The sequence below is a fragment of the Streptomyces sp. NPDC012794 genome (genome assembly GCF_042901085.1).
Lineage (GTDB): Bacteria > Actinomycetota > Actinomycetes > Streptomycetales > Streptomycetaceae > Streptomyces.
The window spans coordinates 1-24436 of the sequence record NZ_JBIBCI010000037.1 but is presented as its reverse complement, the minus strand read 5'-3'; the positions used below and the strand labels follow the sequence as shown (position 1 = coordinate 24436).

The window sequence follows — 24436 nt, the reverse complement described above, 5'->3', positions numbered from 1 at the left end:
GCGCTGCCCGCGTCGAAGATGTCCTCGGCGGGCTCGGACTGGAAGACCAACCCGGCCACCCAGATCAAGTGGGGCCTGGACTACATGAACGAGCGTTACGGCAGCCCGGTCGGCGCCTGGAACTTCTGGCAGGCCAACCACTGGTACTAAGCCGGCAACACCCCACAGCACACGAGACGCCCGCCCGGGAATCCCTGGCGGGCGTTCTCGCGTTCCTTGCGTTCCTTGCGGGACCGTACGGCAGGATGCGGACGTGAAGTCCTGGGGGAAACTTGCCGAGCTGGAAGCGGGCATGGCGGAGCTGGCCACGCCGATGCGGGTGTACGCGGTGGCCGGGCGGTTCACCGAGCCGGATCCCGACCTGCCCGAACTGGCCGCCCGCGTCCGCGCGTTGCTGACCGCGGTCGCGGCCGACGAGGCCTGGCGGCGCTTCCTGCCCGCGTACGCTCCGCCGTCCGTCCCGGGGGTCTGCGCCGCTCTGGAACCGCTGGAGCCGCCCGAGGCCGCCGCGCTCCTGGCCGAGGTCGCGTCCGTCGACCTGGTATGGCCCTCCCACCGGCACCTGCCCGCCGCTGCCGCCGAGCGCGCGGCGCGACGAGTGGTGTCCGCGCTCGGGCCGGAGGGCAGCTGGTGGACCAACCACGACGCCGGATGCGGAGCCGTGAACGGGCTCACCCCGCTGTTCGACAGCCTGCTCGCGGGTACGGACGGGGAGCACTTCGTGCTGGCCCTCCAGATCGCCGACGACTGACGGCCCTGCGTGGGGCCGCGATGCGGGGGTATACGCCCGGCACCTTCTGGAAGGAGCAGTGATGCTGGGTATAGCGGCCGCGGCCCTGTTCTTCATCGCGTTCTTGATCAACGCGGCGGAGATCTCGACGAACCACGTTTTCTCATCCGGGAACATCATGATCCTCGGCCTGATGCTGCTGGCCCTCCACGTGGCCGGCATCGGCGGTGCCCGGGGCGCCCGCGTCCGGCGCCGCTGATCACGGGAGCCCGGCTCAGGGCGCGGTCAGGAACTCCGCGATGAGTCCTCCCCACGCCGCCACGTCGGCTCGGGTCCGCGCCACGCGCAGCCGGGAGTCCGGCAGGCGGTCGGCCAGGGTTTCGGCCGTCGACCGCGGATGGCCGGGGTCGTCCCCCCAGGCGAGGACCAGGGCCGGATGGCGCAGCGAGGCGATCTCCCCGGGCGCGGGGAGGTCGCTGAGCGCGAGCCCGCGCAGTACGGAGGGCACTACCCGCTCCGGGGGCGTCGGCGGCAGGCCGGGCACGTCCGCCACGACCGGCGGGCGGGGCCTGCCAAGCCGGGCCGACCACCAGGCGTGGACCCCTTCCCGTTCGACGGTGTCGGCGGCCTTCCGGTTTTCTCGGGCGTACGCGTCACGGGTCGCCCAGGCCGTGGGCGGGATGAGCAGGACCAGCCGGGAGAAACGCTCGGGGGCGCGGACGGCCGCGTGCAGGACGGTGCCGCAGCCCATCGAGGCCCCCATGCCGTCGACGGGCGCCGTGGCCCCGAGGTGGTCGAGGAGGGCCAGCAGATCGTCGGCGAGGGCGGCGTACGTGTAGTCGGTGACCGTGGCTTCGCCGCTGGACCCGCCGTGGGCCCGGGCGTCGTAGCGGACCAGGCGCCGCCCGGCGTCCAGCACGGGTCCCCAGTCGAACAGGCCCGTCCGGTCCTCCTGCGCCCGGCTCGCGAAGCCGCCGTGGGCGTACACGGCGAGCGGTCCGTGACCGGCGTCGTCGTACACGAGCTCGGCGCCCCGGTGCCGGAAGCGGCCCTCCGTGACGGGACGCGCGGTCCGGTCGCCCATCGTCCTCCGCCGTTCCCCGGGGGTCGGTCCCGGTCCTTCAGTGGTCGTGGCGCGCCCCCGCCTCCAGCCGGTGCGCCGGGCCCGCGGTCCGGATGGGCTGCGACGGCGGGTGGGTATCGGAGACCGTGAAGGCGACGCCGAGGCTGCGGCACATCCGCTGCGTGCGGGCCAGCGCGCTGAGCGTGGCCGGGGTCGGGTCGCCGGTGGGCAGTTCGAGCAGGACCCGGGCCGGACGGTGGGCGGCCACGAGCGCTTCGATCCGCAGGGCCGCCGCGGCCCGGTTGGTGATGTCCAGCTCGCCCTGGATCCTGACCTTGAGCGTGCCGTGGTCGAGAACGTGGTGGATCAGCATCGCGGGCCTCCGGAAGCCGGGGCGGCGCGAGGGGGAATCCGTGACGGCCGCCTCCCGCACGGCGCGAACGTACGCATGGCATCCACGATCGCACCCGCTCCCGCACCCGGCCACCGCCGGAGGGAGGGGCGATCTCTCAGAAGTCGCCGGGCGGCAGCGGGAGGGGCAGCCCGGGCAGGCCGTCGATGCTCTGCGCGATGTGGTCCTTCTTGGCGAAGTACGCGCTCAGCGAGGCGTCGTCCTCGCGCGAGAAGCGCTTGCCGTGCAGGTCGCGGTCCTCGTCGTACGACATGAAGGGGACCCCGTATCCGCAGGAGTCACGGACGAGCTCGGCCGTCACCACGATGATCGCGCGCAGCCCGTGAAGGGTCGGGTCGATACCGGGGAAGTGGGCGAGCAGGTCCTTGAAGCGCGGATCGTCGCGGAAGACGGGCTCGCCGCGGCCGTGCACCCGGACGATGTTGGGCGGCCCCTGGAAGGCGCACCACATGACCGTGATCCGGCCGTTCTCCCGCAGGTGCGCGATGGTCTCGGCAGTGCTGCCGGCGAAGTCGAGGTAGGCGATCCGCTTCTCGTCGAGCACCGCGAAGGAACCCTTGAGGCCCTTGGGGGAGAGGTTGACCGTACCGTCGGCGACCAGCGGAGCGGTGGCGGTGAAGAAGACCGGCTGCTGCTCTATGAAGGTACGGAGCCGGCCGTCGATGCGTTCGTAAGTCTTTCCCATGTCTAAGGATTATGTAGGGAAACCTTTCGGCTGTCTAACGACCACATCCGCCTCGGTAGTTGACTCGCACCCCATGTGCACCGACGGGGCGGCAGGAAAGCGCAGTTGACGGAACCCGGGCTCGGTGCGGCGAGTTCAGGCCATGTTCCGGTAGCCCTGCGGCGCGCAGCGGGTCCCGGTCCAGCCGCCTGACACGTCGACGGGTGCGGAGGTGTGCATTCCGACTTGCCGCGCGCACTCCGCGATGTCCGACGCCTCGACGTGCCCGACGAAACCGGCCTGAGCCGTGAGCACCCACACCGCACCACGGACCGTCAGGACCCGCCGCAGGTCGTCCAGTTCGCACGCCAGGTCGCCGTCCCCCTCGCGCCACCACAGCAGCACCGCGTCCACCCGGTCTTCGTGATCGTCGGTGACCAGGTCGCGGCCGGTGCGTTCGGTCACGGAGTCGCGGATGCCGTCGTCGACGTCATGGTCGTAGCCCAGCTCCATGACGGCCATGCCGGGCTCGATCCCGAGCCGCCGTGCCGGGCCGGATGGTGTCGTCATCCCGCACTCCTCCTTCGAGAACGGTCCCTCGGCCGTCGGCACCATGGTGGCGGAACGCAGCCCGCAGCGAAGGCCGTCGCCGGACCCGGCCAAAAATGACCGGTCCCGGCGGGCCGGGAACACCCGCCACCCCACGTCCGGACCCCCGGGAGGACGGCTGCGCCGCCGGGCCGCGCGTGCGCGCGCCGGACGGGTCACCGTCCCCCCGGCCCGGTCCCCCTCAGCCGGAGGCGCGCAGCGCCTCCGTGTGGGCCCTGACCTGATCGGCGGTCAGGTAGGCATCGGTGTACTCGAACTCCCGCAGAGTCGGCGGCTTGGCGGAGCGGACCCCGATCCGGACGAAGTCGTCGCCGGCCATCGCGTTGAGCAGCCAGTTGGTCAGAACGCGCGTCTTGGCGACATTGGTGCGCAGCGCCGACCAGTGGTATCCGCGGGCCACCGCCTGGGCCGGGAGCCCCCGCAGCGGGATGCCCAGCGGCTTGGATACCGCGTCGGTGCCCCCGAGGTCGACGACGAGCCCCAAGTCCTTGTGCACGTACGGGCGCAGGGGCCGGCCGCGCAGCGTCGCGATCAGGTTGTCCGCGAGCGTGCGGCCCTGGCGCAACGCGTGCTGCGCCGTGGGCGGGCACACCGCCCCTTCCCGCCCCGCGGCGAGGTCGGGCACGGCCGCCGCGTCCCCCAGCGCGAAGACACCCGGCGCACCCGGCACGGTCATCTCCGGGGTCACCAGCAGCCTGCCCCGGACGGTCTCCGCGCCGAGCGTGCCGATCAGCGGGCTCGCGGCGACTCCGGCCGTCCAGATGAGGGTCCTGCTGGGCAGCACCCGGCCGTCGGTCAGCGTGAGCTCCGTGGGGCCCGCCTTGGCGACACTCACACCGAGGGAGACCTGGATGCCGCGTCGGCGCAAGATGTCCAGGGCCGTGCGCCCCAGCGGGTCGCCGAGTTCGGGCATCAGCTTCGGGGCGAGGTCCAGCAGGTGCCAGCTGATCTGGCGGGGGTCCAGCCGGGGGTAGCGCTTCACGGCGTGGTGGGTGAGCCGCTGGAGACAGGCGGCCGTCTCCGTGCCGGCGTACCCGCCGCCGACCACGACGAAGCAGAGCCGTGCGGCCCGCTCGGCCTCGTCCGCGCTTGCGTCGGCCAGGTCGAGCTGCGAGATGACGTGGTCGCGCAGGTACGTGGCTTCGGCGAGGGTCTTCATGCCCCGGGCGTGCTCGGTGAGTCCGGGGATGTCGAAGGTGCGGGTGATGCTGCCGGGAGCCAGCACCAGGTAGTCGTACGCGTGTTCCGTCAGCTCGCCGGTGATCTTGCGCACGAGGCAGATCTTCGCCTGCGTGTCGACGCCCACGGCGCCGCCGGGGATGATCCGGGTCCGGTAGCGGCTGCTGCGGCGCAACGAGACCGCGATGGACTGCGGGGTCAGCACGCCTGAGGCGACCTGCGGCAGCAGCGGCAGGTACAGCTGGTAGGAGGTGGGGGTCACCAGGGCGATGTCAGCCTCCCCGGGCGAGAGCCCGCGCTCCAGCCGCCGGACGCATTCGACCCCGGCGAATCCGGCTCCCACCACGAGAATCCTCGGTCGTACCACGGTGTCCGTCCTTTCTCGGGCCTGGCAGGTTCCACCCGCGCCTTCCCCGCCGGACGCCGCTCTGCACGCGGAAACGCCCGACAGGGTGCGGAACCGTGCGCCCGCCGGGGGGTTTCGGCCGGGTGCGGACGGAAACACGCGAAGAGGCCGAACGGGCCGAACGGGCCCAAGAGGTACCGACCGGAGGAGGCACATCACCGTGGGGACCATGATCCTGCTGATCGCACCGATGCTGCTGGCGCTGCTGCTGCTCAAGGGCGGTGACCGCCACCGTGCCCGCCACCGCGCCGGCCGCGGCTGACGATCGATCCGTCCGAGTGAGGGTCCGAGTGAGGGTGAGGTGGAACCGTGGCGGTTCGCGCGGTGGGTTGGGCCCGGTCGTTCCCCGTCCACCGGGGGGTCCGTGAAGCCCGTCGGTGGTGTCTGGAGCATCTGAACACCCTGGCGTGGACCGGGGACGCGCCCGACACGGTGCACTCCATCCTGCTCACGGTGTCCGAGCTCGTGACCAACGCCCATGTGCACGCCCACAGCAGCGCCCAGCTCGTCCTGGCCTGGGACGGCAGCTGTCTGCACGTCAGCGTGGCGGACGACGATCCCGAGCTGCCCGCCCCCAGGCAGGCCTCCGACCGGGCGACCTCCGGCCGGGGGCTGGCCATCATCGACGCCCTCGCCGACCGGTGGGACGCCCACGCCTGCCACGGCGGCAAGACGATCACGGCCTGCTTCCGTCCGCCGGAGCGGCCCGCCCCGCACGGGCGGACGGACGACGACGCGGAGCCGTCCCCCGGGTGACGCGGACCGTCCGCCCCGGGGAACCGCTCGGTCGGCGGTCACCCCGTCAGGGCACGGCGTCCTCCGGGGAGGTCTGCCAGTGGGTGACCACCGGCTTGTCGACGGTGATGGCACCGACCGGCAGGGAGACGGGTTCGGGGTCGTCGTCACCGATGGCGACGATGATGCTCTGGAGCTCCTTGCCGTCGTCGCCCGGGGTGCTCTTGGGGTTCACCCCGGCGTAGGCGGTGGCGGCGCCGCTCAGCGTGATCCGTTTCCCGGCGGTCCGCCCGGTGGGACCCGCCTCGGTGCCGTCGGAGCCGAACGCCACGGTGGGAAGCGCGGCCGGGAGGGTGCACGTGATCCCCGGCTTGGCCTTGGCGGTGATCAGGATGTACCCGCCAGCCCGGGACTCGGACCTGGCGCTCCAGGAGAGGTCGGCGGCGCCGCAGACCCGACCGGCCGGCTCGCGCCCGGCGCTCGCGGTGCCGCCACGGGCGGCGGCGCCCGAGTCCTGGAACCCGGTCATCAGCAATGCTCCGCCCACCAGCGCCGCGGAGGCGAGGAGGGCCTTGGGACGACTGCCGGACATGAGATTCCCCTTTCCATGGTCAATGGGCCCGCGCGCGGTGCCCGCGCGCCTCGGCACGGCGGGTCCCGCGGTCACGGCCCCCTACGAGCGCCTCTCACCCCCTGAGGGCCGAACGCCCCTGGTCCCACGCGACGCGGATGTGCGCGGCGAGGCGGTCCTCCAGCAGCAGCGTCGCCGCGCAGCCGAAGGCGACATCGGCCTCCAGGTCCGGCTCCTCGGCGAGTAGCCCGCCGATGACCTCGTGCCGTACGACCTGCTCGTGGACGGCGTCGGCCTCCACGTGTTCGGCGTAGAAGTGCTCGGCCGCCGGTCCGGCCCCGCAGCGGCGCATGGCCTTGGCCAGGCGCCGCGACCCGGGGGAGGAGGTCACCTCAACGCACGCGAAGTGCCCGACCAGGGCCCCGCGCAGGGCCCGGTGGAGGCCCAGCAGCGACATCAGGTTGACCGTGGCGAGGAGGGCCGCCGGAGCCCGGTCCAGGTAGTGGCCGTACGTGCTGTCCAGGCCGAGGTCCTCCATCAGGTCGGCGAACAGGCGGGCGTGGATGCGCTCGGGACGGCCCGCGCCGAACTCGTCGTACTCGATGGCGACCATCGCCGCCTTGGCGCGGCCGCTGAGCCGGGGGATCACCCAGGCGTGCGGGTCGGCCTCCTTCAGGTGGTACAGCGAGCGCAGGGCCGCGTACTCGCGCAGCTGCCACAGCTCGCCCTCGGTCTCCAGGTAGTGGCTGAGGCTGCCGCTCAGGTCGACGGGTTCGACGAGGAGCGGCCCGAACGCCTCCGCAACGGTCCTCGGGGCCCCGGCCGTGGAGGTCCGCAGGGCGTGGAGGAAACGGTCCTCCAGGGCGCGCCGCAGCCGCAGCAGGTCCGGATCCCATTCGAGGGTGTCGTCCACGCCCGCGAAACCGCGGTAGTGCAGCTCGTACAGCAGGTAGAGGGAGAGGTGCAGGTCCTCGCCCCACGGGTCGGCCCTCAGGACCGCCGCGGTGGTGTGCGCGGGGGCGCCGCCGCCGCGCAGCGAGTCGACCACGGCACGGGACAGCGGTCCGCGTGCCGCGGCGGGCTCGGGGGGCCCGGCGGCGTCCGGGGTCGTGCGGGCGGGGGCGGTCATCCGTCGCTCCTGTCCTCGGGCGCCGCGGTGGCGCGCTCGCGCGGGCGGTGGCTGGTGTCGCACCAGGGGTACGTACGGCTGCGGCGGCAGGTGCACACGGCGACCATGAACCGGTCCGAGCGGGCGGTCGTTCCGTCGTCCAGGACGATCTCGACCGGCCCCTCCACCATGACCGGGCCGCAGCGGTCCACGGACACCCGCCGGGGCTCAGGGGCGCTGGGCACGGACGATCACCAGTTCCTCCTGCTCGGTGCCCTCCTCCGCCAGGCCCTGCTGCTCCAGCCAGAGCCTGCGCGAGCGCAGCACCGGCCCCCACGGCACCGACGCCCGCTCGACGACCCGCGCGGACAGGCCCTGCCTCTCCAGCAGCTCCAGGGTCTGCCGTACCCCGCACATCCCCGAGTGCACCATCAGCAGTACGCCTCCGGGCCGCAGCAGGGCCGGGGCGGCCGCGCAGATCCGGTCGATGACGGCCCGGCCGTCCGTCCCCGCGTCCCAGGCCCGCTGCGCCCCGCCGGTGGGCAGACGGGCGTCGGGGCAGGGGACGTAGGGCGGGTTGGCGAGGACCAGGTCGAAACGGCGCCCCCGGGTGCGGGCGGCGAAGTCGCCGTGCAGGACGCGCAGCCGCAGGCGCTGGCGCCAGCCGTTCAGCCGGGCGGCCAGGACCGCGGGCCAGGCCACGTCGACGGCGGTTACCTCGGCGCCCCTGGCCGCCGCGCGCAGGGCGAGGGCGCCGGTGCCCGTGCCGATCTCGATGACCTCCGCGCCCGGGCGCAGCGGCTCCCGGGCGAGGGCGCCGGCCAGCAGCAGGGTGTCGGCCTGGGGCCGGTACACGCCGGGAAGCGCGATCAGGCGGGGCAAGGGGTCGGTGTACGTCAATGCGGTGCTCGGCACGGGTACCTCCTGGGGGCCGGCCCCCGTCGGCGAGGACGGAGCCGCGGCCGGGAACGGGCGAAGTGTCATGGGCGCTGCGGGGCGTCGTGGCCGGCCCCGGGGTCGTCGGGCTCCCGCCAGGAGTCCTGGCGGGCACGGGCTGCGGGATTCTGGTCCGCCGGCCGCGCGCCGGGGTCACGGCGGGCCGCCGCGCGCCTGCTGCCGTACCAGAACGCGCCGACCAGGAGCGCGGCGACGACCACGCCCGCCAGGATCAGCAGGAGGGAAGGGGAACCGGAGGCCGCTAGGGCGTCAGAGGCGATCATGGGCCTGCGCCTACCCGCAATCGCGTCCCTTGCACATCACGGCTCCACATCGCTCGTGCGCGTCCCGGACGGGCACCGGGATGCTCACGGGTACGCGCCAGGGGACGCGGCCCGCGACCTCGGCCGTCCGTTTTCGCCCGGCGGCGAAGGGCACACGGTCGCCATGGACCAGTCGAAGACCCCCGTGCTCGACGCCCTGGCGGCCTACCACGCCGAGGGCCAGATCCCCTTCACACCCCCCGGCCACAAACAGGGCCGCGGTGCCGACCCCCGGGTGCGGGCCGTGCTCGGTGACGCGGTGTTCGCCTCCGACGTACTCGCCACGAGCGGCCTGGACGACCGCACCGCCTCCCAGGGCGTGATCGAGGAGGCCGAGGCGCTCATGGCGGACGCCGTCGGCGCCGACCACGCCTTCTTCTCCACCTGTGGCAGCTCGCTCTCCGTGAAGTCGGCCATGCTGTCCGTCGCCGGGCCGCACGAGAAGCTGCTGATCGGCCGCGACGCCCACAAGTCCGTGGTGTCCGGCCTGGTCCTCTCGGGAATCCGGCCCGTCTGGGTGGACCCCCAGTGGGACGCGGAGCGCCACCTGGCCCACCCGCCGTCCGCGGAGGCCTTCGAGGCGGCGTTCACCGAGCACCCCGACGCCCGCGGCGCGCTGGTGACCACCCCGACCCCCTACGGCACCTGCTCGGACCTCGCGGCCATCGCGGACGTCTGCCACCGCCGCGGCAAGCCCCTCATCGTCGACGAGGCCTGGGGCGCCCACCTGCCCTTCCACCCCGACCTGCCGACCTGGGCCATGGACGCCGGAGCCGACGTCTGCGTCACCTCCGTGCACAAGATGGGCTCGGGGCTGGAGCAGAGTTCGGTCTTCCACCTCCAGGGCGACCTGGTACGGCCCGAGGTGCTCAGGAGCCGCGAGGACCTGCTCGGCACGACCAGCCCCTCCGTCCTGGTGTACGCGGCCCTCGACGGCTGGCGCCGCCAGATGGCCGAGCAGGGGAAGGCCCTCTACGGGGAGGCCCTCGCGCTCTGCGACGGGATCCGTGACCGGATCTCCCGCATCGACGGCATGCGCGTCCACGGCAGGGAGGACTTCTGCGGCCCCGGCCTGGCGGCCGACATGGACCCCCTCCAGATCATCATCGACATCAGCGCCTGGGAGGTCACCGGCTACCGTGCCGCCGACTGGCTGCGCCGCCATCACCGGGTCAACCTCCACGTCGCCGACCACCGCCGGATCAGCGCCCAGGTCACGCACGCCGACGACTCCGGGACCGCCGACGCCCTGGTCTCGGCGCTCACCGACCTCGCGTCCCACGCGCCAGGGCTCCGTACCGGACAGCCCGTAGGGGTCCCCTCGCCGGCCGGGCTGCGGCTGGAGCAGGCCGTGCTGCCCAGGGACGCCTTCTTCGGGCCCACGGAACAGGTGCCGTGGGAGCGGGCGGAGGGACGGATCGCCGCCGAGATGCTCACTCCGTACCCGCCGGGCATCCCGGCCGTGCTGCCCGGCGAGCGGCTGGGCGGCGACGTGCTGCGCTACCTCCGGTCCGGGATCGAGGCGGGGATGGTCGTGCCCGACGCGGTCGACACGGAGGTCAAGAGCGTCCGCGTGCTCCGCGAGGAGGGGTGAACCGGCCGGAATTCCCTCCTCCCCGGGGGACATGAGCTCCCAGGACGTGGAAAACCGGAAGGCATGACGGATATCGCGAAGCGGGAGCGGGACGGCGGAGAACCCGAGCACGGGGCCGGCGGCGCGGGTGCCGGGGCGGGCCCCGGCCCCCGGATCGAGGAACGCGCCCCCGACGAGCCCACCGACCTGCCGAAGCGCTCCTGGAAGGCGGTGCTGCGGGGGACGGTCAGGGAGTTCGAGAACGACGAGCTGGCCGACCGCGCCGCCGCCCTGACCTACTACGGGGTGCTGGCGGTCTTCCCCGCCCTGCTGGTGCTCGTGTCCCTGCTGGGCATGGCCGGCGAGTCCACGACCCAGCAGGTACTGGACCACCTGCGCAACCTCGCCCCGGGCTCGGTCCGGGACGTACTCAGTGACGCGGTGCGGCAGTTGCAGGGCCGCAGCGGTGTCGGGTCGCTCCTGGCGGCCGTCGGTCTCCTCGTGGCCCTCTGGTCCGCCTCCGGCTACATCGGCGCGTTCATCCGCGCCTCCAACGCCGTCTACGACGTGCCCGAGGGCCGCCCCGTGTGGAAAGTGCTGCCGCTGCGGCTGGCGCTCACCGTGAGCTTGATGGTCCTCGCCTGCGCCGGGTCGCTGATCGTGGTCTTCACCGGAGGACTGGCGAGGCAGGCCGGCGAAGCCCTGGGCATCGGCGACACCGCGCTGATGGTGTGGTCGGTCGCCAAGTGGCCGGCCCTGGTGCTCCTCGTCACGATCATGACCGCGCTGCTCTACTGGGCCGCACCGAACGCCAAGGGCCGCGGGTTCAAGTGGATCACCCCCGGCAGCCTCCTCGCCCTGGTGATCTGGATGGCCGCCTCGGCCGGCTTCGCGTTCTACGTCGCGAACTTCGCCTCGTACAACAAGACGTACGGGACCGTCGCGGGCGTGATCATCTTCCTGGTCTGGCTGTGGATCACGAACCTCGCCATCCTCCTCGGCCTGGAGTTCGACGCGGAGCTGGCCCGGCAGCGCGCCATCGCCGGCGGGCTCCCCGAAGACGAGGAGCCCTACGTCCAGCCGCGCGACACGCGCGCGTGGAGCGAGGAGGACCGCCGCCGGATGGACTGACGCGGGCCGTGCGGGCCGGCGTCCCGCTCCGGCGGAGTCACCGGGGCCACCGCTGTCCGACCTTTGGTACGGACCGTGACCCGCGCCGGGGCGCCACTGGGCCGGATGGACGCGCCGGGGTGCGTGCGGGCGCCCGGCGTGAGGACATGGCGGGGGCGGCACACCAGTGCCGCCCTCACCGGACGATTGGAGTGACCATGCCCAAGAAGGGCCAGGACCGGCAGAAGACCCGTCAGCAGGAGCCGTCGGAGAAGTCCGTTCCGAAGAAGGACGCGGGCGCGGGCCAGCGGAAGACGCCGTCGACGTCGCAGCAGGGCAAGCGCACCGGTGACACCGGCGAAGAGGGCCAGACGGGCACGGGCAGCTCCGCCATGTGACGCCGCGGACAGCGGTGCGGGGCCGGCCGTCGGCATGCGGGCGGCCCCGCCGCTGTTCCGGGCCGGCCCGGCCGCGGGGGACCGGCGGCAGGACCTCACGCGGAACCGGTTTGAACCCACGGACGGGCATGGATGAGCGAATGCCGGTCATACGGCCGGTGGAGGGCGGTCACGGCGGACCGCCCCGGTCGGAAGGAGCCGCAGCAGTGACCGACAGCACCCGTACGGACGTACTCCTCGAGCCCCGCCACGAAGGACCCCTGGACGGACCGTGCCGCTCCGCGGAGCGGGAGGTCTTCGCCCGGGCCGCGTACGAGCACCCCGTGGCCGCCCGGGCACGCGAGGAGGCCGCGAAAGCGGTGTGCGGCGGCTGCCCGGTCCGCCTGCCCTGCCGCCGCCACGCCTTGGCCGAACGCATCCCGCACGGTGTCCGCGGCGGACTCACCCCGGACGAGCGCCACCTCCTCCTGGCCCACCCCGCCTGACGCGCCCGCGCCGCGGCCGGGGCGCGGGCCGGTGACGGAACCCGGCCCGGTGCCGCCCCGGCTCCTCAGCCCCTCACGCGCCGGTCGCGCTCGGCACGGCCAGCGGGTCCCGCGGGGCCTTCCCCTTCTCCTCTTCGAGCCGGGCACCGAGTTCGGTGAGCCGGTTGCGGCCCATGGCCTTGCGCACGTCGGGGAACCACTCCTGTTCCTCCTCCTCGACGTGGTGGCGGACCTGTTCCATCAGCACGCTCATCTTGGCCTTGAAACGCTCGTCGGCCGGGTCCATGCCCTTGAGCTCGGACAGCATCCACACCACCGCGTGGTGCTCCTCGATGCTCTCCAGGACGTGGTCGGTGGTGTCCGGGGCGGCTTCGCGGGCGGCCGGATAGAAGATCCGTTCCTCGATCCAGGCGTGCACGGTCAGCTCCTCGATCACCTGGTCGGCGATCCGGCGGCGCTCCGCGGTGTCGTCGTCGCCGGTCTTCTCGAACTGCTTGAAGAGCTTCTCCACCGTCTTGTGGTCGTCACGCAGCAGCACGATCGCGTCCATATGTCTCTCCACCTCACTCGGGACGGTCCGCAAACCCCCTTCCCGCCCCTCACGTCCCACCGACGCCCCACACCGGGAAACCACCCGTACGCCGCCGAACCGGCACACCGCCACCGACGAAGCGGGTCCGCCCCCGGCGGCATGAAGCGGCCCCGACGGACAGGGGTGGGGGCATGAAGGACACGGTCGTGGGGGTCACCGCGGCGGCCAGTGGGATCGGCCGGTCCACCGCCCCTGGAGCGCGCGGAGCACGGCGCGCGGGTCGTCCTGGCCGCCCGCGGCCCGCCCGCGCGGCGACAGGTGGCCCGCAGCTGCGGTCCGGGCGCACTGGTGGTGCCCACGGACGTCACCGACGAGCGGGCGGTGGAGGCGCCGGCCGCTGCCGCCGTCGGCGCGTTCGGCCGCGTCGACCTCTGGATCGACGCCGCCGCCGCGGGCATCCCGGGACGGTCGTCGACGAGCTGACCTTCTTCGCCGCCCAGATCGCCACCCGTCACGTCCCGGCCACGCCCTTCGCCGTGCCCGGCCAGATGACCACCGCGGACCCGACCCGCTCACCGGCCGGCACCGCGTCGGCATGGGCGTACACCCACGTCCCCCAGCACATCACGGGCGACGCGGGCCCGGACGGCATCACCGGCGGCTGGGACGAACGGGACCGCCAGGCCATCGCCGACCGCCTCGAAGCCCAGGTCGAGCGTTACGCCCGCGGGTTCACCGCCACGATCCGGGGCCGGCGCGTCCTGACCCCGCCCGGCCTCACCACCTCAACCCCGCCCTGCACGGCGGAGCCGTCAACCAGGGCACCACCCAGCTCCACCAGCAGCTCCTCTTCCGGCCCGTCCCCGGCGGCGGCCGCCCGACCACCCCCGTCCCCGGCCTCCACCTGGCCTCCGCCACCACCCACCCCGGTGGAGGCGTCCACGGCGCGCCGCGGGCCAACGCGGCGCGCACCGCCCCGCGCACCCACCGCCTCCAGCGCCTGCGCCGACCGCGCTGACCCGAAGCACACGGGGGCCGGAGACTCGGCCGGTGGCGGGAGTCGGGCCCGCCCGCACGGTGTCGCGCTGGTCGCGTCCCCCGGTAGCGCCTACGGTGGCCCTACCGGAGGGAGGAAGACGGGCATGCACGGCGAACGCGACGGCGGGAGCGGCAGTGCCGGCGTCGAGGTCGAGCCTCGCGACGGTACGACCGTGGTCCGGCCGCGCGGCGAGATGGACCTCACCCGGGCCCAGGGATTCCGTCAGGCGCTGCTCACCGCCCTGGCCACCGAAAGCCGCCCGCACACGGTCGTGGTCGACCTGCGGCATCTGTCCTTCTGCGACTCCTCCGGACTGAACGCCCTGCTGAACGCCCGGGCGGTCGCCGCCGACACCGGTCAGGACCTGCGCCTGGCCGCTCCCACCACCCAGTTCACGCGCCTGCTGCGGATGACCGGGTGCGCGGAGCTGTTCACGATCGATCCCCTTCCCCCGTCCCACGACTGAACGGGACCCCTCCGCGGCGGTACGGGTAGAGTTTCCGGCGGCGAGGACGGCTGCCGCGGTCCCGCCTGCACGGTGCCGGGGCCGAAGGCGTCCCCGGCGAAGATCCGATTCTTGCGGGAGTTTCCCGCGTCCTGCCGCACGCCCCGCCGGCCCGTTCGCGGCGGGCGTGCCCGAGCACGACAGGTTTTCGATCCCTTGTCTTCCGCTTCCCCGACGTCCCCCGCCGCACGACTGCGCGGTCTGCGCCCCGACTGGCTCTCCGACCCCAAGGTCTGGCGCGTCGAGGTCCTCGGGGGCCTGGTCGTCGCGCTCGCGCTGATCCCCGAGGCGATCTCGTTCTCGATCATCGCCGGGGTCGCCCCCGCCGTCGGCCTGTTCGCCTCGTTCACGATGGCGGTGGTCATCTCGGTCGTCGGCGGCCGCCGGGCGATGATCTCCGCGGCCACCGGGGCCGTCGCCCTCGTGATCGCGCCGCTGAACCGGGAGCACGGCTTCGGCTACCTGGTCGCCGCCGTCATCCTCGCCGGAGTCTTCCAGATCGCGCTCGGGGCGCTGGGCGTCGCGAAGCTGATGCGGTTCATACCGCGCTCGGTCATGGTGGGCTTCGTCAACTCCCTCGCGATCCTGATCTTCATGGCCCAGGTCCCCGAGATGCGCGACGTGCCCTGGCCCGTGTATCCGCTGCTCGCGGGCGGCCTGCTGCTGATGGTGTTCCTTCCCAGGATCACCACCGTGGTCCCGGCCCCGCTCGTTTCGATCGTCATCCTTACCGTGATCACCGTCGCGGCCGGGATCGCGGTCCCCACGGTGGGGGACAAGGGCGCACTGCCCTCCTCCCTGCCGGTCCCCGGTCTGCCGGACGTCCCCTTCACCTTGGACACCCTGACCACGATCGCCCCCTACGCGTTCGCGATGGCGCTGGTCGGCCTCATGGAGTCCCTGATGACGGCCAAGCTCGTCGACGAGATCACCGACACCCACTCGTCGAAGACCCGCGAGTCGATCGGCCAGGGCGTCGCGAACATCGTCACCGGCTTCTTCGGTGGCATGGGCGGCTGCGCGATGATCGGGCAGACCATGATCAACGTGAAGGTGTCCGGTGCCCGCACCCGCCTGTCCACGTTCCTCGCCGGGGCCTTCCTGATGGTGCTCTGCATCGTCTTCGGACCGGTCGTCTCAGACATCCCCATGGCTGCCCTCGTCGCCGTCATGGTCATGGTCTGCTTCGCCACCTTCGACTGGCACTCGATCGCCCCCAAGACCCTCAGGCGCATGCCCGCCGGCGAGATCACCGTCATGGCCGTCACGGTCGCCTGCGTCGTCGCCAGCCACAACCTCGCCGTCGGCGTCGTCGCCGGCTCCGTCACCGCGATGGTCATCTTCGCCAAACGCGTCGCCCACCTCGCCGAAGTCACCGCCACCCCCGCACCCGACGGCTCCAGCGTGGTCTACACGGTGACGGGCGAACTGTTCTTCGCCTCCTCCAACGACCTCGTCGGACGGTTCGGCTACGCGAGCGACCCCGACGAGGTCGTCATCGACCTGTCGGCGGCGCACGTCTGGGACGCCTCCTCGGTGGCGGCCCTCGACGCCATCGAGACGAAGTACGCCCAGCTTGGCAAGTCGGTCGAGATCGTCGGCCTGAACGACCCCAGCGCGGACCTCCACCGCAAGCTCAGCGGCGAACTCGCGAGCCATTAAAGAGCGTTTTATCCCGTCTGGGGTGTTTGGTAAGTCGCCCAATGTAGGCGGTGTCGGCGTACACGTGAACGCACATAGCTGCGTACGGATGAACGTGCAGAGTTCTTGATGCGCTGAGGTCCTGCACCACTGCGAAGTCGTCGCCATCAACGGCCCCAGCTGAGGTGCCAGTGCACCTTTCTGCCACGCAGGCGGTCCGGCGTTGGCAAGCTGGCGCCTGCGCGATGTGCAGCGCGCACCCTGAGCGGCTACTGGTCGACCATTGTCACCGGACTGGTCTCGTGCGGGGCCTGCTGTGCACCAGTTGCAACACGTCTGAGGGGGTGCGGAATGTGCCGTCGTTCGTCGCTTATCGGGAGCGGCCCCCTGCGGTGATGCTGGGCCTGGATGAGCAGTACGGCTCGGCCTGGGACGGTTTTGGGCTCGACCCGGCAGAGCGGGGCCAGCGCAACGCCGCCCACGTCGACGCTGCCGAAGCCCTCTTCGGAGGAATCGCTGACCGATTCCGACTGGGGAGAAAGTGACCGCTCACGAGGACGCTGTCGGCGTGCCACAGGCGTTGGCTACTTCTGGTTCGAGGGAGGCTCTTCCCCGAGTTCGAGCCTGAGCTTGCACACCTTGAGGCCGGCTGCGCGTCCTCGCATGGCCTGTCCGGTGTCGTAGGTGATCAGGGTGACTGGGCTGCCCGCCAATGTCTGAGCTGCCACAGCTCTGTCGACGATTTCGTCATCAGTGATGGGAAGCCTTTGATGGCCGGGGGGATCGAAGAGACTCGACCGTCACGGGCCCTCGCGGCGTCGGAATGCGGCCCGTGGGGTCTGTGACCTTGTCGTCTTGGGCCTTCAGGAGTCCCGGCTGTGATGGGGGTCCTCGCTGAGGATGCGGTCCAGTACGGCGAGGGTGTAGCCGGCTCTGTATCGCACGAGCGGTTAGCTGGCTTGCGGCAGGCCGCCCTCCATCTCGAGGACGTAAGCGAAGCGCCAGTGGGACGTTAGAGGAGAGGGCGAGGATATCCACGTCGGGTGGCAGGGGGGGTTGGTTCTTCCCGCTCCCCGACATGACCACGCCACTCGGCAAAGGAATATGGACATGCGCGGATTCAAGAGTGCCCTCGCGACAGTCGCGGCTTTGGCCGCTTTCGCGGGGGTGGGGGTCGCGGCGTCGCCGGCACAGGCGGCGACCTACTGCTCGACCAAGGGGCAGACATACATCTGTGAGTACGGCGTCTCGACCATGAGATTCGCCAACGGGACGAAGGAGGAGTTCGTCGTCGGTGCCGATCACGCGGTGTGGACGAACTGGACCAGGTCCGACGGATCCTGGAACGGCTGGATGTCCATGGGCGGGTGGGTCCAGAGCCGCATCTACGCGACCCCTGAGCAGGAGAACAGCACTTCGCTCCTCTACATCATCGCCACCGGCTCGGACGGCAACGACTGGGCCCGTGTGCGCCACTCCAACGGCTACTGGACCAGCTGGCAGCCCCGCTGCTTCGCCATCCCGGAGGGCCATAACTGCGCGTAACCGGCGGGGCGTGCGGTACTCGCCCCGACCACCGCACGCGGTCCACGGGGTGTCACTGGCGGCGGACCGCACACCGGCGCGGCGCGTAGCACGGATCATCGAGGAGCCTTTCGAGGAATGTGGCGCGGAAGTGGCCTGGCAGGGTCGAAGCTGCGCATCTGGTCGCGGCCGGTGATCGGCTCGGCCGCCCGGCTCCCGCGGCCTGCAACGGCAACTTGGGGTGCCGGTCCGCAGAGCGGGAACAGCAGTGCCGGGGCCTGCAGGTGGCCGCGGTCCCACCTTCTGGCTCCGCGACTTGCCCCCGCCCTCCCCGCAGGCGGAATCGGCCGGGAGGCGGCCGGTGCCCGGTGTGGCGGCACTGCCCGGGGCCGCCCAGTCCGTGGGGCGGGAGGCGCAGCCTGGTTGTGCGCCGCATCCTCCCGCCCCATGGCGTCCTCGGCGGCCGGGGGCCCGAGGCGGCTGTGGGCGGGCGTAGATGGGGTGGCACCTGTTGCCCGAGCGACCCGTATGGAGCCGATGACGTGAGCCCCCGCACCGCCCCGAACCTGCCCGATGAGGGCCTGGCCATCGGCTTCCAGCCGTATTTGCCCGTGGAGATGCGCTGGGAAAGGGCGGTCGCGGACGGCCTTCCCCTCGACGTTTCCCACGCCTTCGGCATCTTCGACAGGACGCTGTGCGGAGTCCAGCAAGTCGGCATGTCGCCGTCTGATTACGGATGGCTGCCGCAGCTGGGGAATGCCTGTCGCGCTTGCCGGGAAGCGGCGGGTGTCATTGATGACCGCTGGCCGCAGGCTATGAGGGGCGAGGACGCGCGGGTCAGTGTGGCCCGGCGGCTATGAGTCCTTCCAGTTCGGAGTCGACTCTCGTGTGAGCCTGCGGCTCATCAGGTCGATCATCGCGAGGCGGATCATGGCTTCGGAGCGGTGCGGGTGGGTTTCGTAGTCGCGGGCGAGGCGGCGGTGATTCATAAGCCAGCCGAACGTCCGCTCGACGACCCAGCGCCGCGGGATGACCTTGAAGCCCTTCTGGCCCGGGTCGCGGCGGGTGACCTCGACGTCGATGCCGAGGGTGGCGCCGTGGTCGATGGCCTTGGTTCGATAACCGCTGTCGGCCCATGCCTTGGTGATTCTGGGGTGGGCCTTGGCGATGTGCGAGAGCAGATGGATACCGCCGGCGTTGTCGGAGACGCTGGCCGCGGTGACCCAGACCGCGATAAGGAGGCCGAGGGTGTCGACGCCGATATGGCGCTTGCGGCCCGCGATCTTCTTACCCGCGTCGATGCCCTGGCCAGTGGCCGGGACGTTGGCGGACGTCTTGATGCTCTGGGCGTCCAGGACGCATGCGCTCGGTTCGGCGTCCCGGCCTGCAGCCTCCCGGACAAGTCGGCGGAGCAGGCCGTTGAGCTGGTCGAACACGCCGTCCTTCTGCCAGGCGGCGAAGTATCCATAGACGGTTTCCCACGGAGCGAAGTCGTGGGGAAGGTAGCGCCAGGGGATCCCGGTCCGGTCCACATACAACACCGCGTCCATGATCCGGCGCAGGTCGTGCTCGGGCGGCCGCCCGATATCCAGGCCCTTCCCTCGCCGGTCGGCCCGCCAGGCCGACACAATGGGCTCGAGCAGTTCCCATCGGGCATTGGACAGGTCACTCGGATACGGGCGCTGTCGAGACATGTTTCGATAGTTCCGCCGAGCGACATCCCGCCACAGGGCGCAAACGGGAGTGAGTGGGGGCGTCTTGGGATCAGACAGGAGCGAAAGGGCGGAAACGTGCCCGGTAATGGCGTCAGCCGCCCCTCACGTCACGGATAGCGACCCTGACCTCGGCAGTCCCAGCCCGGCCTGCTACCCAGAAGACCGCCAAACACCCTGGACGGGATAAAACGCTCTTTTAGGCCGTGTTTCAGATCGGGGCTCCGGGCCACGCCTTGCCCTGTGATGATCAGGGTGTGGGGGCGTGGGGATCTTTCTGATGAGCAGTGGTCGGTGCTGGAGTCGTTGCTGCCTGCGGCAGGTGTGAGCCGCAGGTCCGGGAACCGGCGGCGGTTGATCAACGGAGTCCGGTGGCGGGTGCGGACCGGTGTTCCGTGGCGTCGCTGTCAGCGAACGGCGTGGGTGGACGTAGGCGCGACGTGGTTAGGGCATGCCGGGGGCGAGCAGTGTGGCGAAGGGGATCACGTTGGCCCCGGTGGTGAGGCTGGAAATGCCCGCCCTTTCCACGGATTCCTCTTCATCCGACAGCTTTCCCTTGGAGTTGAAGGAGCTGATCACGACGGAGGACGAGGGGCCGCGTTCGCTGAGCTCTTTGAAGGCGCTGACATAGCGCGGCCTTCGTGTCACGTTGATGAGGTTGTTGTTGAAGCGGAGGCGTCCGTGATGCATTACGTAGTCGTTGCACCCCCGGGCCGGACAGTCGAAGAACCGGTCGGTTCCCTCTTTCCACGAATAGACCGGCTCTTTGAACGTGCTGTCGACTCTTCCCCGGTCGGCCCTGAGGAGAATGACGCCGACGGCGGACGCGATCGCGTCATAATTCGCGTCCTTGGGGATCTGGACCATCGTCCTCTGTCCCCGGGTGTCGCCGGGGTTGATGCGGAGGCCAGGGTTGATGAACGGGCCCATCAGCAGTGTCCTGTGCCTCGTCGTCTTGACGTGCATCTCGGTGTCGATGTTCTGCTCGGCGTCCGTCCTCCATTCCCCTTGTTCGAGTACGGCTTTTTCCTCATCGTACTCGGACGTGCGGCCGGCGATACGGAAGCCTGCCATCATCACGTAGGCCGGCACCGCTCCTGTGTTCTTGATGTGCATCTCGACGGGCAGATAGATGATGGGGTTCCTGGGGTCGAGCGTGGCCTTTCCGTATGTGAATTCGATGTCAAAGGTGAGGTTGGTCGATGCGGGCTGGTAGATGGCCGAGTACGCAAAATTCGCCGAAGCGAGAAGGGCGGTGGTGCTCAGCCCCACGGTGAAACCCTTGGGGTGGGGGATTCCCTCCCAGGGGCGCTGACGCCAGAGCACCCACAAGGCCCACAGTGCCCAGAGGGAGATCGGCACGAAGGCCCTCAGGTAGGGCGTGTACTCGCGCTCTTGGGCCCACATGAGGAGGAAGACGCTCTCGGTGGCGACCGCGATCAGCACGCCGACCAGTACCAGGGCGCCGGAGTACCTAAGCTTCCGCTTGCCCCAGTAGTCGAAAGCGGCCGCTGCCGCGACTCCCTGGACGGCGCCCGCGAACATGAACAGGAAGCCGGTGATCCGCCCGGCGAAGGTGAGCCCTCCGAAAGCGTCCACCCGGCCGACGCCGACGAGCAGGACCATGGAGGCGAGCAGACCGGCGGTCATGACGGCGATGACCGTGCGGCGGCGCCGCGCGCGGTCGGGCCACATGTCGCTGCCGCCCTGGCGCCAGATGACGCGGGAGCGGTCGGCCAGGTCCGTGTCCCCAGGGAGGCCCGCCCGGCGGAGCTGGGTGCGGAGGTCCCGCAGCGACCACGCACTTCCGGCTGGGGAACCGTCGACGGTCACCGCGCGCAAGCCCCGGATGTCCGGTGGGTGGACGACCACGGTGGGCTTCTTGGTCATGCAGCCAGGCTCGTGTCCGTGGCGCGCCCGCGCATGCCGGGTTACTCCGTACGTCGGCCCCGGGCGGCACGGGCCCGTATGCCACCGCCCCGCGGCCGGCCCAGCCAGTGATCCTCCGGTTCGGCTCCGAGCCCGCGGGGCGGCTCCTTCTGCCCGGCGCCGTCCTGGCGGGCACCAGCCGCGTGCTGATGAGCCCGGCAGACCGTGGAGTCGACGTTCACCTCCCACGTGATCAGCCCGGCCGCGTCAGCCCTCAACTGCAACAAGGTCAGGAGCCGGGCACAGATGCCCTCGCGCTGCCGGCGTCGGAAGAGCCCGTAAAAAACGGTCTGCCAGGGCCGTACTCGCGCGGCAGATCACGCCACGGAACACCGGTCCGCACCCGCCATCGGATCCCGTTGATCAACCGCCGCCGGTTCCCGGACCTGCGGCTCACACCTGCCGCAGCCCGGTGCGAGCCGCCGGACCGGCGTGCCCCGGCCCGGGGCGCCGGGCGCCGGTCGCCAGGCCTTCCGGCTCCGCCGGCCTCGTGGGACGGTGATCTTCCGCCGTCGACGAAACGCCTTGGCCGTCGGTCGGCACCGGGCTAGGTTGGCCGCCATGCGCGAAGTGATCACGGACGACGGCAGGACGCTGGCGGTGGAGGAGTGGGGGGTGCCCAGCGGGCTACCCGTCGTCTACCTGCACGGCAGTCCCATGAGCCGGCTGGCCCGACACCCCGACGACGCCCTGTTCCGTGCGGCCGGCGTCCGCCTGATCACCTACGACCGGCCCGGCTTCGGGTGCTCCACACCCTCGTCGGGGCGCCGCGTCGTCGATGCCGCCGCCGATGTGGCCGTCATCGCCGACGCACTGGGGCTCGGCCGCTTCGCGGTGCTCGGGGTGTCCGGGGGCGGCCCGCACGCGCTGGCGTTCGCCGCCGTGTATCCCGGTCGCGTCACGCGGGTCGGCGTGCTGGCGAGTCTGGCACCGCGCGACGCGGCCGGGCTGGACTGGACCGCCGGGATGAACGAGGGCAACCGCCGCAGCGCCGCTGCGGCCCTGACCGGACGGCATGCCGTCATGGAACACCTCGCGAACGTCGGAACGGCCGGGCTGCCGCCGCTGCCGGAGGTCGAACAGAGGGTCCTTTCACGGCCGGACGTCAGCGCCATGCTGGGCGCGGCCTTCGCCGAGGCGGTCCGTCCGGGGCTGGACGGCTGGGTCGACGACGTCATGGCGCTCTTCGGCACCGGCTGGGGTTTCGACCCCGCGGCCATCAGCGTCCCGACCCGGCTGTGGCACGGTGGCCTGGACACCCTCGTCCCGCCGGCGCACGGTGAGTGGCTGGCCGCGCGCATTCCGTCCGCGACGCTGACCAGGCAGGCCGATGCCGGGCACGGCGGCCATTTCGACGCCACCCCCGCGATGCTCGGCTGGCTCGTCGGTGACGCGGAGGGCGCAGCCGGCCCGCCACCGATCGCAGCGCCCGGGGCCCGCGGCGGGTTCGCGGCCGGGGGCACCGTCGATTGAGCTTCGGCTACGACTCGCAGCCCCAGCCGCGCTGCCTCCTCGAACTCGTGGAAGGCTTCGGCCCGCCTTCTCGCCGACCGGGACGGGGCCTCCCCGGCCGAGTCGGCGCGGCTGCTGCGAGACGCCGTCCAGGACGCCGCCGCCGCTCAGCGCGCGGCGGGTTGCGAGGCTGCCGGGAGTCCGGGCGCGGAACGACGGCCTGCCGCGGCGGCGGTCCGTACGAGGCCCTCCGCGCCCCTGGAGCAGGGCCCGGGCCGGCGCCGGCCCGACGCCGAGGAGCCGCCGATGCGGTGACGGCCGTGTAGTGCCTTCACAGGCGTACGGCGAGGGCTGCGATGTCGTCGTCGAGCCGTCCTCTGCTGTAGCGGAGGAGGTCGCGGTGGAGGGCCGCGAGCAGTTCGCCGGGCGGCGCCGGGGGCTGCCGGCGCATCCAGGCCGCCAGCGGGAAGAACTCGCCGTCGCGGGCGCGGGCCTCGGCGATGCCGTCGGTGTAGAGGAGCAGCAGGTCGCCCGGGGCGACGTCGTAGGTGTCGACGTAGTAGTGGTCGCCGATCAGTTCCGCGAGGCTGAGCAGTGGTGCGGGCGTGGCGGGGTCGAGGACACGGAGTCTTCTGCGGTTCAGGAGCATCGGGGGCGGGTGTCCGCAATTGAGGACGTTGATGCGTCCGCCTCCGTGCGGGATCTCGACGACCAGGGCGGTGGCGAAGCGCTCCATCGGCCCGTCGGGGGGAAAGGCGGCGTTGTAGCGGGTGCTGCTGGCGTCCAGCCTGCGGGCGACGTCGACGATGTCGGCTTCGCCGTACGCGGCTTCCCGGAAGGCGTTGACGATCGCCGCGGCCGCTCCCACGGCCGGCAAGCCCTTGCCCCGGACGTCACCGATGAGCAGCCTGACCCCGTACGGCGTCTCGACCCCCTCGTAGAAGTCCCCGCCGATGCGGGCCTCCGCCGCGGCCGCGAGGTACAGCGACTCGATCTCGACGTGTCCCAAACGGCGTGGCATGGGGCTCAGCACCACCTGCTGGGCCGCGTCGGCGACCAGCCGCACCTGAAGGAGGGTGCGCTCCCGCTGGAGCCGGACGTGGCTTCCGTAGGCGGCTGCCACGGTGACCGCGATGATTCCCGCGGCCGTCCACCACGTCCCCAGATCGGGGAAGACGAAGCTGAGCCCGATCATGAGGATCAGGCAGACCGTCCCGAGGAGGACGGTGGGGAGGACCGGCCACATGGCGGCGGCCAGAGCGGGCGCCGCCGGCAGCAGGCGGCTGAAGGCCATCTCCGGCGGAGTGCTGTAGGCCAGGGTGGCGATGACGACGGTCAGGGCGATCGGCGACAGCCGCACAAGTCTTCCCGGCCCGGGGCGCCGACGGAGCCGCGGCCGTCCGGACTCGATCACACTTCACAATATCTGCCCGACGAGGGCACGGCGCTCTGAGGAAGCCCCCGCGTCCGGGTCCGGGAGTGGCTCCGGTCACGCGTCGCAGGGGTTCGGGACGGATACGGGGGGTGAGGTTCGGGGGGTGGGGCGGTGAGGCGCCCCACAGGAGGCAGATCACATTCGGCCCGGAATAGTAGCCCCCGCGGGGCGGCGGCCGGCGGTGTCCGGCTTGGGCGGGCGGGGTGTGGCGGGGCGGGTGCTCCGGGCCGGTGTGCGGGGGTGGGTAGTAGGTGGGGGGCGTTGCCAGGTGGGGTGGGGGCTGGCTAACTGGTGTTGTCGCCGAGGCGGCCGGGGCGCTTGGCCCCCCGCCGGTCGAATCCCTCTCCTGTGTGAGTGGCTCACGT

29 protein-coding genes and 3 pseudogenes are annotated in these 24436 nt (G+C 71.9%); 17 read left to right on the top strand and 15 right to left on the bottom strand.

Annotated features, from left to right (window positions below):
* The 3 genes and pseudogenes from ACFY7H_RS33345 to ACFY7H_RS33335 form a co-directional block, all read left to right on the top strand.
* A pseudogene (locus tag ACFY7H_RS33345) lies at positions 1 to 150 on the top strand (lytic transglycosylase domain-containing protein); the annotation flags it as partial.
* A 103-nt stretch (positions 151 to 253) separates the two neighbouring features.
* Positions 254 to 751 (top strand): hypothetical protein, encoded by a 498-nt coding sequence (locus ACFY7H_RS33340; RefSeq protein WP_388946243.1) that lies wholly within the window; start codon positions 254 to 256, stop codon positions 749 to 751.
* A gap of 61 nt (positions 752 to 812) precedes the next feature.
* Positions 813 to 989 carry a hypothetical protein gene (locus ACFY7H_RS33335; protein WP_388946240.1) on the top strand — a complete coding sequence of 59 codons (177 nt, stop codon included), beginning with the start codon at positions 813 to 815 and terminating at the stop codon, positions 987 to 989.
* Between the two features lie 15 nt (positions 990 to 1004).
* On the opposite strand, the gene ACFY7H_RS33330 is transcribed toward ACFY7H_RS33335, so the two are convergent.
* From ACFY7H_RS33330 to ACFY7H_RS33310, 5 genes are all read right to left on the bottom strand, one after another.
* A complete protein-coding gene (locus tag ACFY7H_RS33330) occupies positions 1005 to 1814 on the bottom strand; it encodes an alpha/beta fold hydrolase (protein WP_388946237.1) in 810 nt (269 codons plus the stop codon).
* A 37-nt stretch (positions 1815 to 1851) separates the two neighbouring features.
* The gene (locus tag ACFY7H_RS33325; protein WP_388946234.1) at positions 1852 to 2226 is read right to left on the bottom strand and encodes a hypothetical protein; all 375 of its coding nucleotides are present in this window, start codon (positions 2224 to 2226) and stop codon (positions 1852 to 1854) included.
* Between the two features lie 76 nt (positions 2227 to 2302).
* Positions 2303 to 2890 (bottom strand): pyridoxamine 5'-phosphate oxidase family protein, encoded by a 588-nt coding sequence (locus tag ACFY7H_RS33320; RefSeq protein WP_388946231.1) that lies wholly within the window; start codon positions 2888 to 2890, stop codon positions 2303 to 2305.
* A gap of 135 nt (positions 2891 to 3025) precedes the next feature.
* Positions 3026 to 3439 carry a DUF3052 domain-containing protein gene (locus tag ACFY7H_RS33315; RefSeq protein ID WP_388946228.1) on the bottom strand — a complete coding sequence of 138 codons (414 nt, stop codon included), beginning with the start codon at positions 3437 to 3439 and terminating at the stop codon, positions 3026 to 3028.
* Positions 3440 to 3659: 220 nt separating this feature from the next.
* Positions 3660 to 5024 (bottom strand): NAD(P)/FAD-dependent oxidoreductase, encoded by a 1365-nt coding sequence (locus tag ACFY7H_RS33310; protein ID WP_388946225.1) that lies wholly within the window; start codon positions 5022 to 5024, stop codon positions 3660 to 3662.
* A 348-nt stretch (positions 5025 to 5372) separates the two neighbouring features.
* Here ACFY7H_RS33310 and ACFY7H_RS33305 point away from each other — a divergent pair, with 348 nt between their 5' ends.
* The gene (locus ACFY7H_RS33305; RefSeq protein WP_388946222.1) at positions 5373 to 5819 is read left to right on the top strand and encodes an ATP-binding protein; all 447 of its coding nucleotides are present in this window, start codon (positions 5373 to 5375) and stop codon (positions 5817 to 5819) included.
* A 46-nt stretch (positions 5820 to 5865) separates the two neighbouring features.
* On the opposite strand, the gene ACFY7H_RS33300 is transcribed toward ACFY7H_RS33305, so the two are convergent.
* The 5 genes from ACFY7H_RS33300 to ACFY7H_RS33280 all read right to left on the bottom strand — a co-directional run bounded on the left by ACFY7H_RS33300 (position 5866) and on the right by ACFY7H_RS33280 (position 8697).
* A complete protein-coding gene (locus tag ACFY7H_RS33300) occupies positions 5866 to 6390 on the bottom strand; it encodes a DUF4232 domain-containing protein (protein ID WP_388946220.1) in 525 nt (174 codons plus the stop codon).
* 94 nt (positions 6391 to 6484) lie between these two features.
* Positions 6485 to 7498, bottom strand: coding sequence for an iron-containing redox enzyme family protein (locus ACFY7H_RS33295; RefSeq protein WP_388946218.1), 1014 nt, complete (start codon positions 7496 to 7498; stop codon positions 6485 to 6487).
* A complete protein-coding gene (locus tag ACFY7H_RS33290) occupies positions 7495 to 7722 on the bottom strand; it encodes a CDGSH iron-sulfur domain-containing protein (RefSeq protein WP_388946215.1) in 228 nt (75 codons plus the stop codon). The genes ACFY7H_RS33295 and ACFY7H_RS33290 overlap by 4 nt, the downstream gene beginning before the upstream one ends.
* Positions 7706 to 8392 carry a HemK2/MTQ2 family protein methyltransferase gene (locus ACFY7H_RS33285; RefSeq protein ID WP_388946212.1) on the bottom strand — a complete coding sequence of 229 codons (687 nt, stop codon included), beginning with the start codon at positions 8390 to 8392 and terminating at the stop codon, positions 7706 to 7708. The genes ACFY7H_RS33290 and ACFY7H_RS33285 overlap by 17 nt, the downstream gene beginning before the upstream one ends.
* Positions 8393 to 8457: 65 nt before the next feature.
* Entirely contained in the window at positions 8458 to 8697 is a 240-nt protein-coding gene (locus tag ACFY7H_RS33280) for a DUF6479 family protein (RefSeq protein WP_388946208.1), read from the bottom strand.
* A 163-nt stretch (positions 8698 to 8860) separates the two neighbouring features.
* On the opposite strand from ACFY7H_RS33280, the gene ACFY7H_RS33275 reads away from it, so the two are divergent.
* The 4 genes from ACFY7H_RS33275 (at position 8861) to ACFY7H_RS33260 (ending at position 12302) form a co-directional block, all read left to right on the top strand.
* Positions 8861 to 10330 (top strand): aminotransferase class I/II-fold pyridoxal phosphate-dependent enzyme, encoded by a 1470-nt coding sequence (locus ACFY7H_RS33275; RefSeq protein WP_388946205.1) that lies wholly within the window; start codon positions 8861 to 8863, stop codon positions 10328 to 10330.
* Between the two features lie 63 nt (positions 10331 to 10393).
* Positions 10394 to 11440, top strand: coding sequence for a YihY/virulence factor BrkB family protein (locus ACFY7H_RS33270; RefSeq protein ID WP_388946202.1), 1047 nt, complete (start codon positions 10394 to 10396; stop codon positions 11438 to 11440).
* A 197-nt stretch (positions 11441 to 11637) separates the two neighbouring features.
* The gene (locus ACFY7H_RS33265) at positions 11638 to 11817 is read left to right on the top strand and encodes a hypothetical protein (protein ID WP_388946199.1); all 180 of its coding nucleotides are present in this window, start codon (positions 11638 to 11640) and stop codon (positions 11815 to 11817) included.
* A 206-nt stretch (positions 11818 to 12023) separates the two neighbouring features.
* A complete protein-coding gene (locus ACFY7H_RS33260) occupies positions 12024 to 12302 on the top strand; it encodes a WhiB family transcriptional regulator (RefSeq protein WP_388946196.1) in 279 nt (92 codons plus the stop codon).
* A gap of 73 nt (positions 12303 to 12375) precedes the next feature.
* On the opposite strand, the gene ACFY7H_RS33255 is transcribed toward ACFY7H_RS33260, so the two are convergent.
* Positions 12376 to 12852, bottom strand: coding sequence for a hemerythrin domain-containing protein (locus tag ACFY7H_RS33255; RefSeq protein WP_388946194.1), 477 nt, complete (start codon positions 12850 to 12852; stop codon positions 12376 to 12378).
* A gap of 210 nt (positions 12853 to 13062) precedes the next feature.
* Between ACFY7H_RS33255 and ACFY7H_RS33250 the strand changes: the two genes are divergently transcribed.
* The 7 genes and pseudogenes from ACFY7H_RS33250 (at position 13063) to ACFY7H_RS33220 (ending at position 18403) form a co-directional block, all read left to right on the top strand.
* A complete protein-coding gene (locus ACFY7H_RS33250) occupies positions 13063 to 13317 on the top strand; it encodes an SDR family oxidoreductase (RefSeq protein WP_388946245.1) in 255 nt (84 codons plus the stop codon).
* Positions 13290 to 13852: pseudogene (locus tag ACFY7H_RS33245) on the top strand (phytoene desaturase family protein); the annotation flags it as partial. The gene ACFY7H_RS33250 and the pseudogene ACFY7H_RS33245, both read left to right, overlap by 28 nt.
* Before the next feature lie 124 nt (positions 13853 to 13976).
* Positions 13977 to 14339 carry an STAS domain-containing protein gene (locus ACFY7H_RS33240; protein WP_388946191.1) on the top strand — a complete coding sequence of 121 codons (363 nt, stop codon included), beginning with the start codon at positions 13977 to 13979 and terminating at the stop codon, positions 14337 to 14339.
* A gap of 195 nt (positions 14340 to 14534) precedes the next feature.
* The gene (locus tag ACFY7H_RS33235; protein WP_388946188.1) at positions 14535 to 16040 is read left to right on the top strand and encodes a SulP family inorganic anion transporter; all 1506 of its coding nucleotides are present in this window, start codon (positions 14535 to 14537) and stop codon (positions 16038 to 16040) included.
* A 164-nt stretch (positions 16041 to 16204) separates the two neighbouring features.
* On the top strand, positions 16205 to 16564 hold the full coding sequence (locus ACFY7H_RS33230; protein WP_329286873.1) for an endonuclease domain-containing protein: 360 nt from the start codon (positions 16205 to 16207) through the stop codon (positions 16562 to 16564).
* 565 nt (positions 16565 to 17129) lie between these two features.
* A complete protein-coding gene (locus ACFY7H_RS33225; RefSeq protein WP_125516029.1) occupies positions 17130 to 17564 on the top strand; it encodes a hypothetical protein in 435 nt (144 codons plus the stop codon).
* 521 nt (positions 17565 to 18085) lie between these two features.
* Positions 18086 to 18403, top strand: a complete 318-nt coding sequence (locus ACFY7H_RS33220; protein ID WP_240660044.1) for a hypothetical protein — start codon at positions 18086 to 18088, stop codon at positions 18401 to 18403.
* Here ACFY7H_RS33220 and ACFY7H_RS33215 read toward each other — a convergent pair.
* Positions 18398 to 19237 carry an IS5 family transposase gene (locus ACFY7H_RS33215; RefSeq protein ID WP_388946184.1) on the bottom strand — a complete coding sequence of 280 codons (840 nt, stop codon included), beginning with the start codon at positions 19235 to 19237 and terminating at the stop codon, positions 18398 to 18400. The two genes, ACFY7H_RS33220 and ACFY7H_RS33215, sit on opposite strands and share 6 nt — an antisense overlap.
* A gap of 264 nt (positions 19238 to 19501) precedes the next feature.
* On the opposite strand from ACFY7H_RS33215, the pseudogene ACFY7H_RS33210 reads away from it, so the two are divergent.
* A pseudogene (locus tag ACFY7H_RS33210) lies at positions 19502 to 19651 on the top strand (transposase); the annotation flags it as partial.
* A 48-nt stretch (positions 19652 to 19699) separates the two neighbouring features.
* Here the strand turns inward: ACFY7H_RS33210 and ACFY7H_RS33205 are convergent.
* Positions 19700 to 21145, bottom strand: coding sequence for a hypothetical protein (locus tag ACFY7H_RS33205; protein ID WP_388946181.1), 1446 nt, complete (start codon positions 21143 to 21145; stop codon positions 19700 to 19702).
* 268 nt (positions 21146 to 21413) lie between these two features.
* Positions 21414 to 21581 carry a transposase gene (locus tag ACFY7H_RS33200; RefSeq protein ID WP_388946178.1) on the bottom strand — a complete coding sequence of 56 codons (168 nt, stop codon included), beginning with the start codon at positions 21579 to 21581 and terminating at the stop codon, positions 21414 to 21416.
* Between the two features lie 164 nt (positions 21582 to 21745).
* On the opposite strand from ACFY7H_RS33200, the gene ACFY7H_RS33195 reads away from it, so the two are divergent.
* Complete coding sequence (locus ACFY7H_RS33195) at positions 21746 to 22657, top strand: alpha/beta fold hydrolase (protein ID WP_388946175.1); 912 nt, start codon at positions 21746 to 21748, stop codon at positions 22655 to 22657.
* A gap of 310 nt (positions 22658 to 22967) precedes the next feature.
* Here the strand turns inward: ACFY7H_RS33195 and ACFY7H_RS33190 are convergent, their stop codons facing one another.
* Positions 22968 to 23996, bottom strand: coding sequence for a PP2C family protein-serine/threonine phosphatase (locus ACFY7H_RS33190; protein ID WP_388946172.1), 1029 nt, complete (start codon positions 23994 to 23996; stop codon positions 22968 to 22970).
* Positions 23997 to 24436: the final 440 nt, after the last annotated feature.

Coding starts and splice junctions, on each gene's coding strand:
- ACFY7H_RS33320 (WP_388946231.1), bottom strand. CDS start 2,890: ATGGGAAAGACTTACGAACGCATCGACGGCCGGCTCCGTACCTTCATA.
- ACFY7H_RS33265 (WP_388946199.1), top strand. CDS start 11,638: ATGCCCAAGAAGGGCCAGGACCGGCAGAAGACCCGTCAGCAGGAGCCG.
- ACFY7H_RS33215 (WP_388946184.1), bottom strand. CDS start 19,237: ATGTCTCGACAGCGCCCGTATCCGAGTGACCTGTCCAATGCCCGATGG.
- ACFY7H_RS33225 (WP_125516029.1), top strand. CDS start 17,130: ATGCGCGGATTCAAGAGTGCCCTCGCGACAGTCGCGGCTTTGGCCGCT.
- ACFY7H_RS33270 (WP_388946202.1), top strand. CDS start 10,394: ATGACGGATATCGCGAAGCGGGAGCGGGACGGCGGAGAACCCGAGCAC.
- ACFY7H_RS33280 (WP_388946208.1), bottom strand. CDS start 8,697: ATGATCGCCTCTGACGCCCTAGCGGCCTCCGGTTCCCCTTCCCTCCTG.
- ACFY7H_RS33335 (WP_388946240.1), top strand. CDS start 813: ATGCTGGGTATAGCGGCCGCGGCCCTGTTCTTCATCGCGTTCTTGATC.
- ACFY7H_RS33315 (WP_388946228.1), bottom strand. CDS start 3,439: ATGACGACACCATCCGGCCCGGCACGGCGGCTCGGGATCGAGCCCGGC.
- ACFY7H_RS33330 (WP_388946237.1), bottom strand. CDS start 1,814: ATGGGCGACCGGACCGCGCGTCCCGTCACGGAGGGCCGCTTCCGGCAC.
- ACFY7H_RS33205 (WP_388946181.1), bottom strand. CDS start 21,145: ATGACCAAGAAGCCCACCGTGGTCGTCCACCCACCGGACATCCGGGGC.
- ACFY7H_RS33255 (WP_388946194.1), bottom strand. CDS start 12,852: ATGGACGCGATCGTGCTGCTGCGTGACGACCACAAGACGGTGGAGAAG.
- ACFY7H_RS33300 (WP_388946220.1), bottom strand. CDS start 6,390: ATGTCCGGCAGTCGTCCCAAGGCCCTCCTCGCCTCCGCGGCGCTGGTG.
- ACFY7H_RS33195 (WP_388946175.1), top strand. CDS start 21,746: ATGCGCGAAGTGATCACGGACGACGGCAGGACGCTGGCGGTGGAGGAG.
- ACFY7H_RS33275 (WP_388946205.1), top strand. CDS start 8,861: ATGGACCAGTCGAAGACCCCCGTGCTCGACGCCCTGGCGGCCTACCAC.
- ACFY7H_RS33295 (WP_388946218.1), bottom strand. CDS start 7,498: ATGACCGCCCCCGCCCGCACGACCCCGGACGCCGCCGGGCCCCCCGAG.
- ACFY7H_RS33240 (WP_388946191.1), top strand. CDS start 13,977: ATGCACGGCGAACGCGACGGCGGGAGCGGCAGTGCCGGCGTCGAGGTC.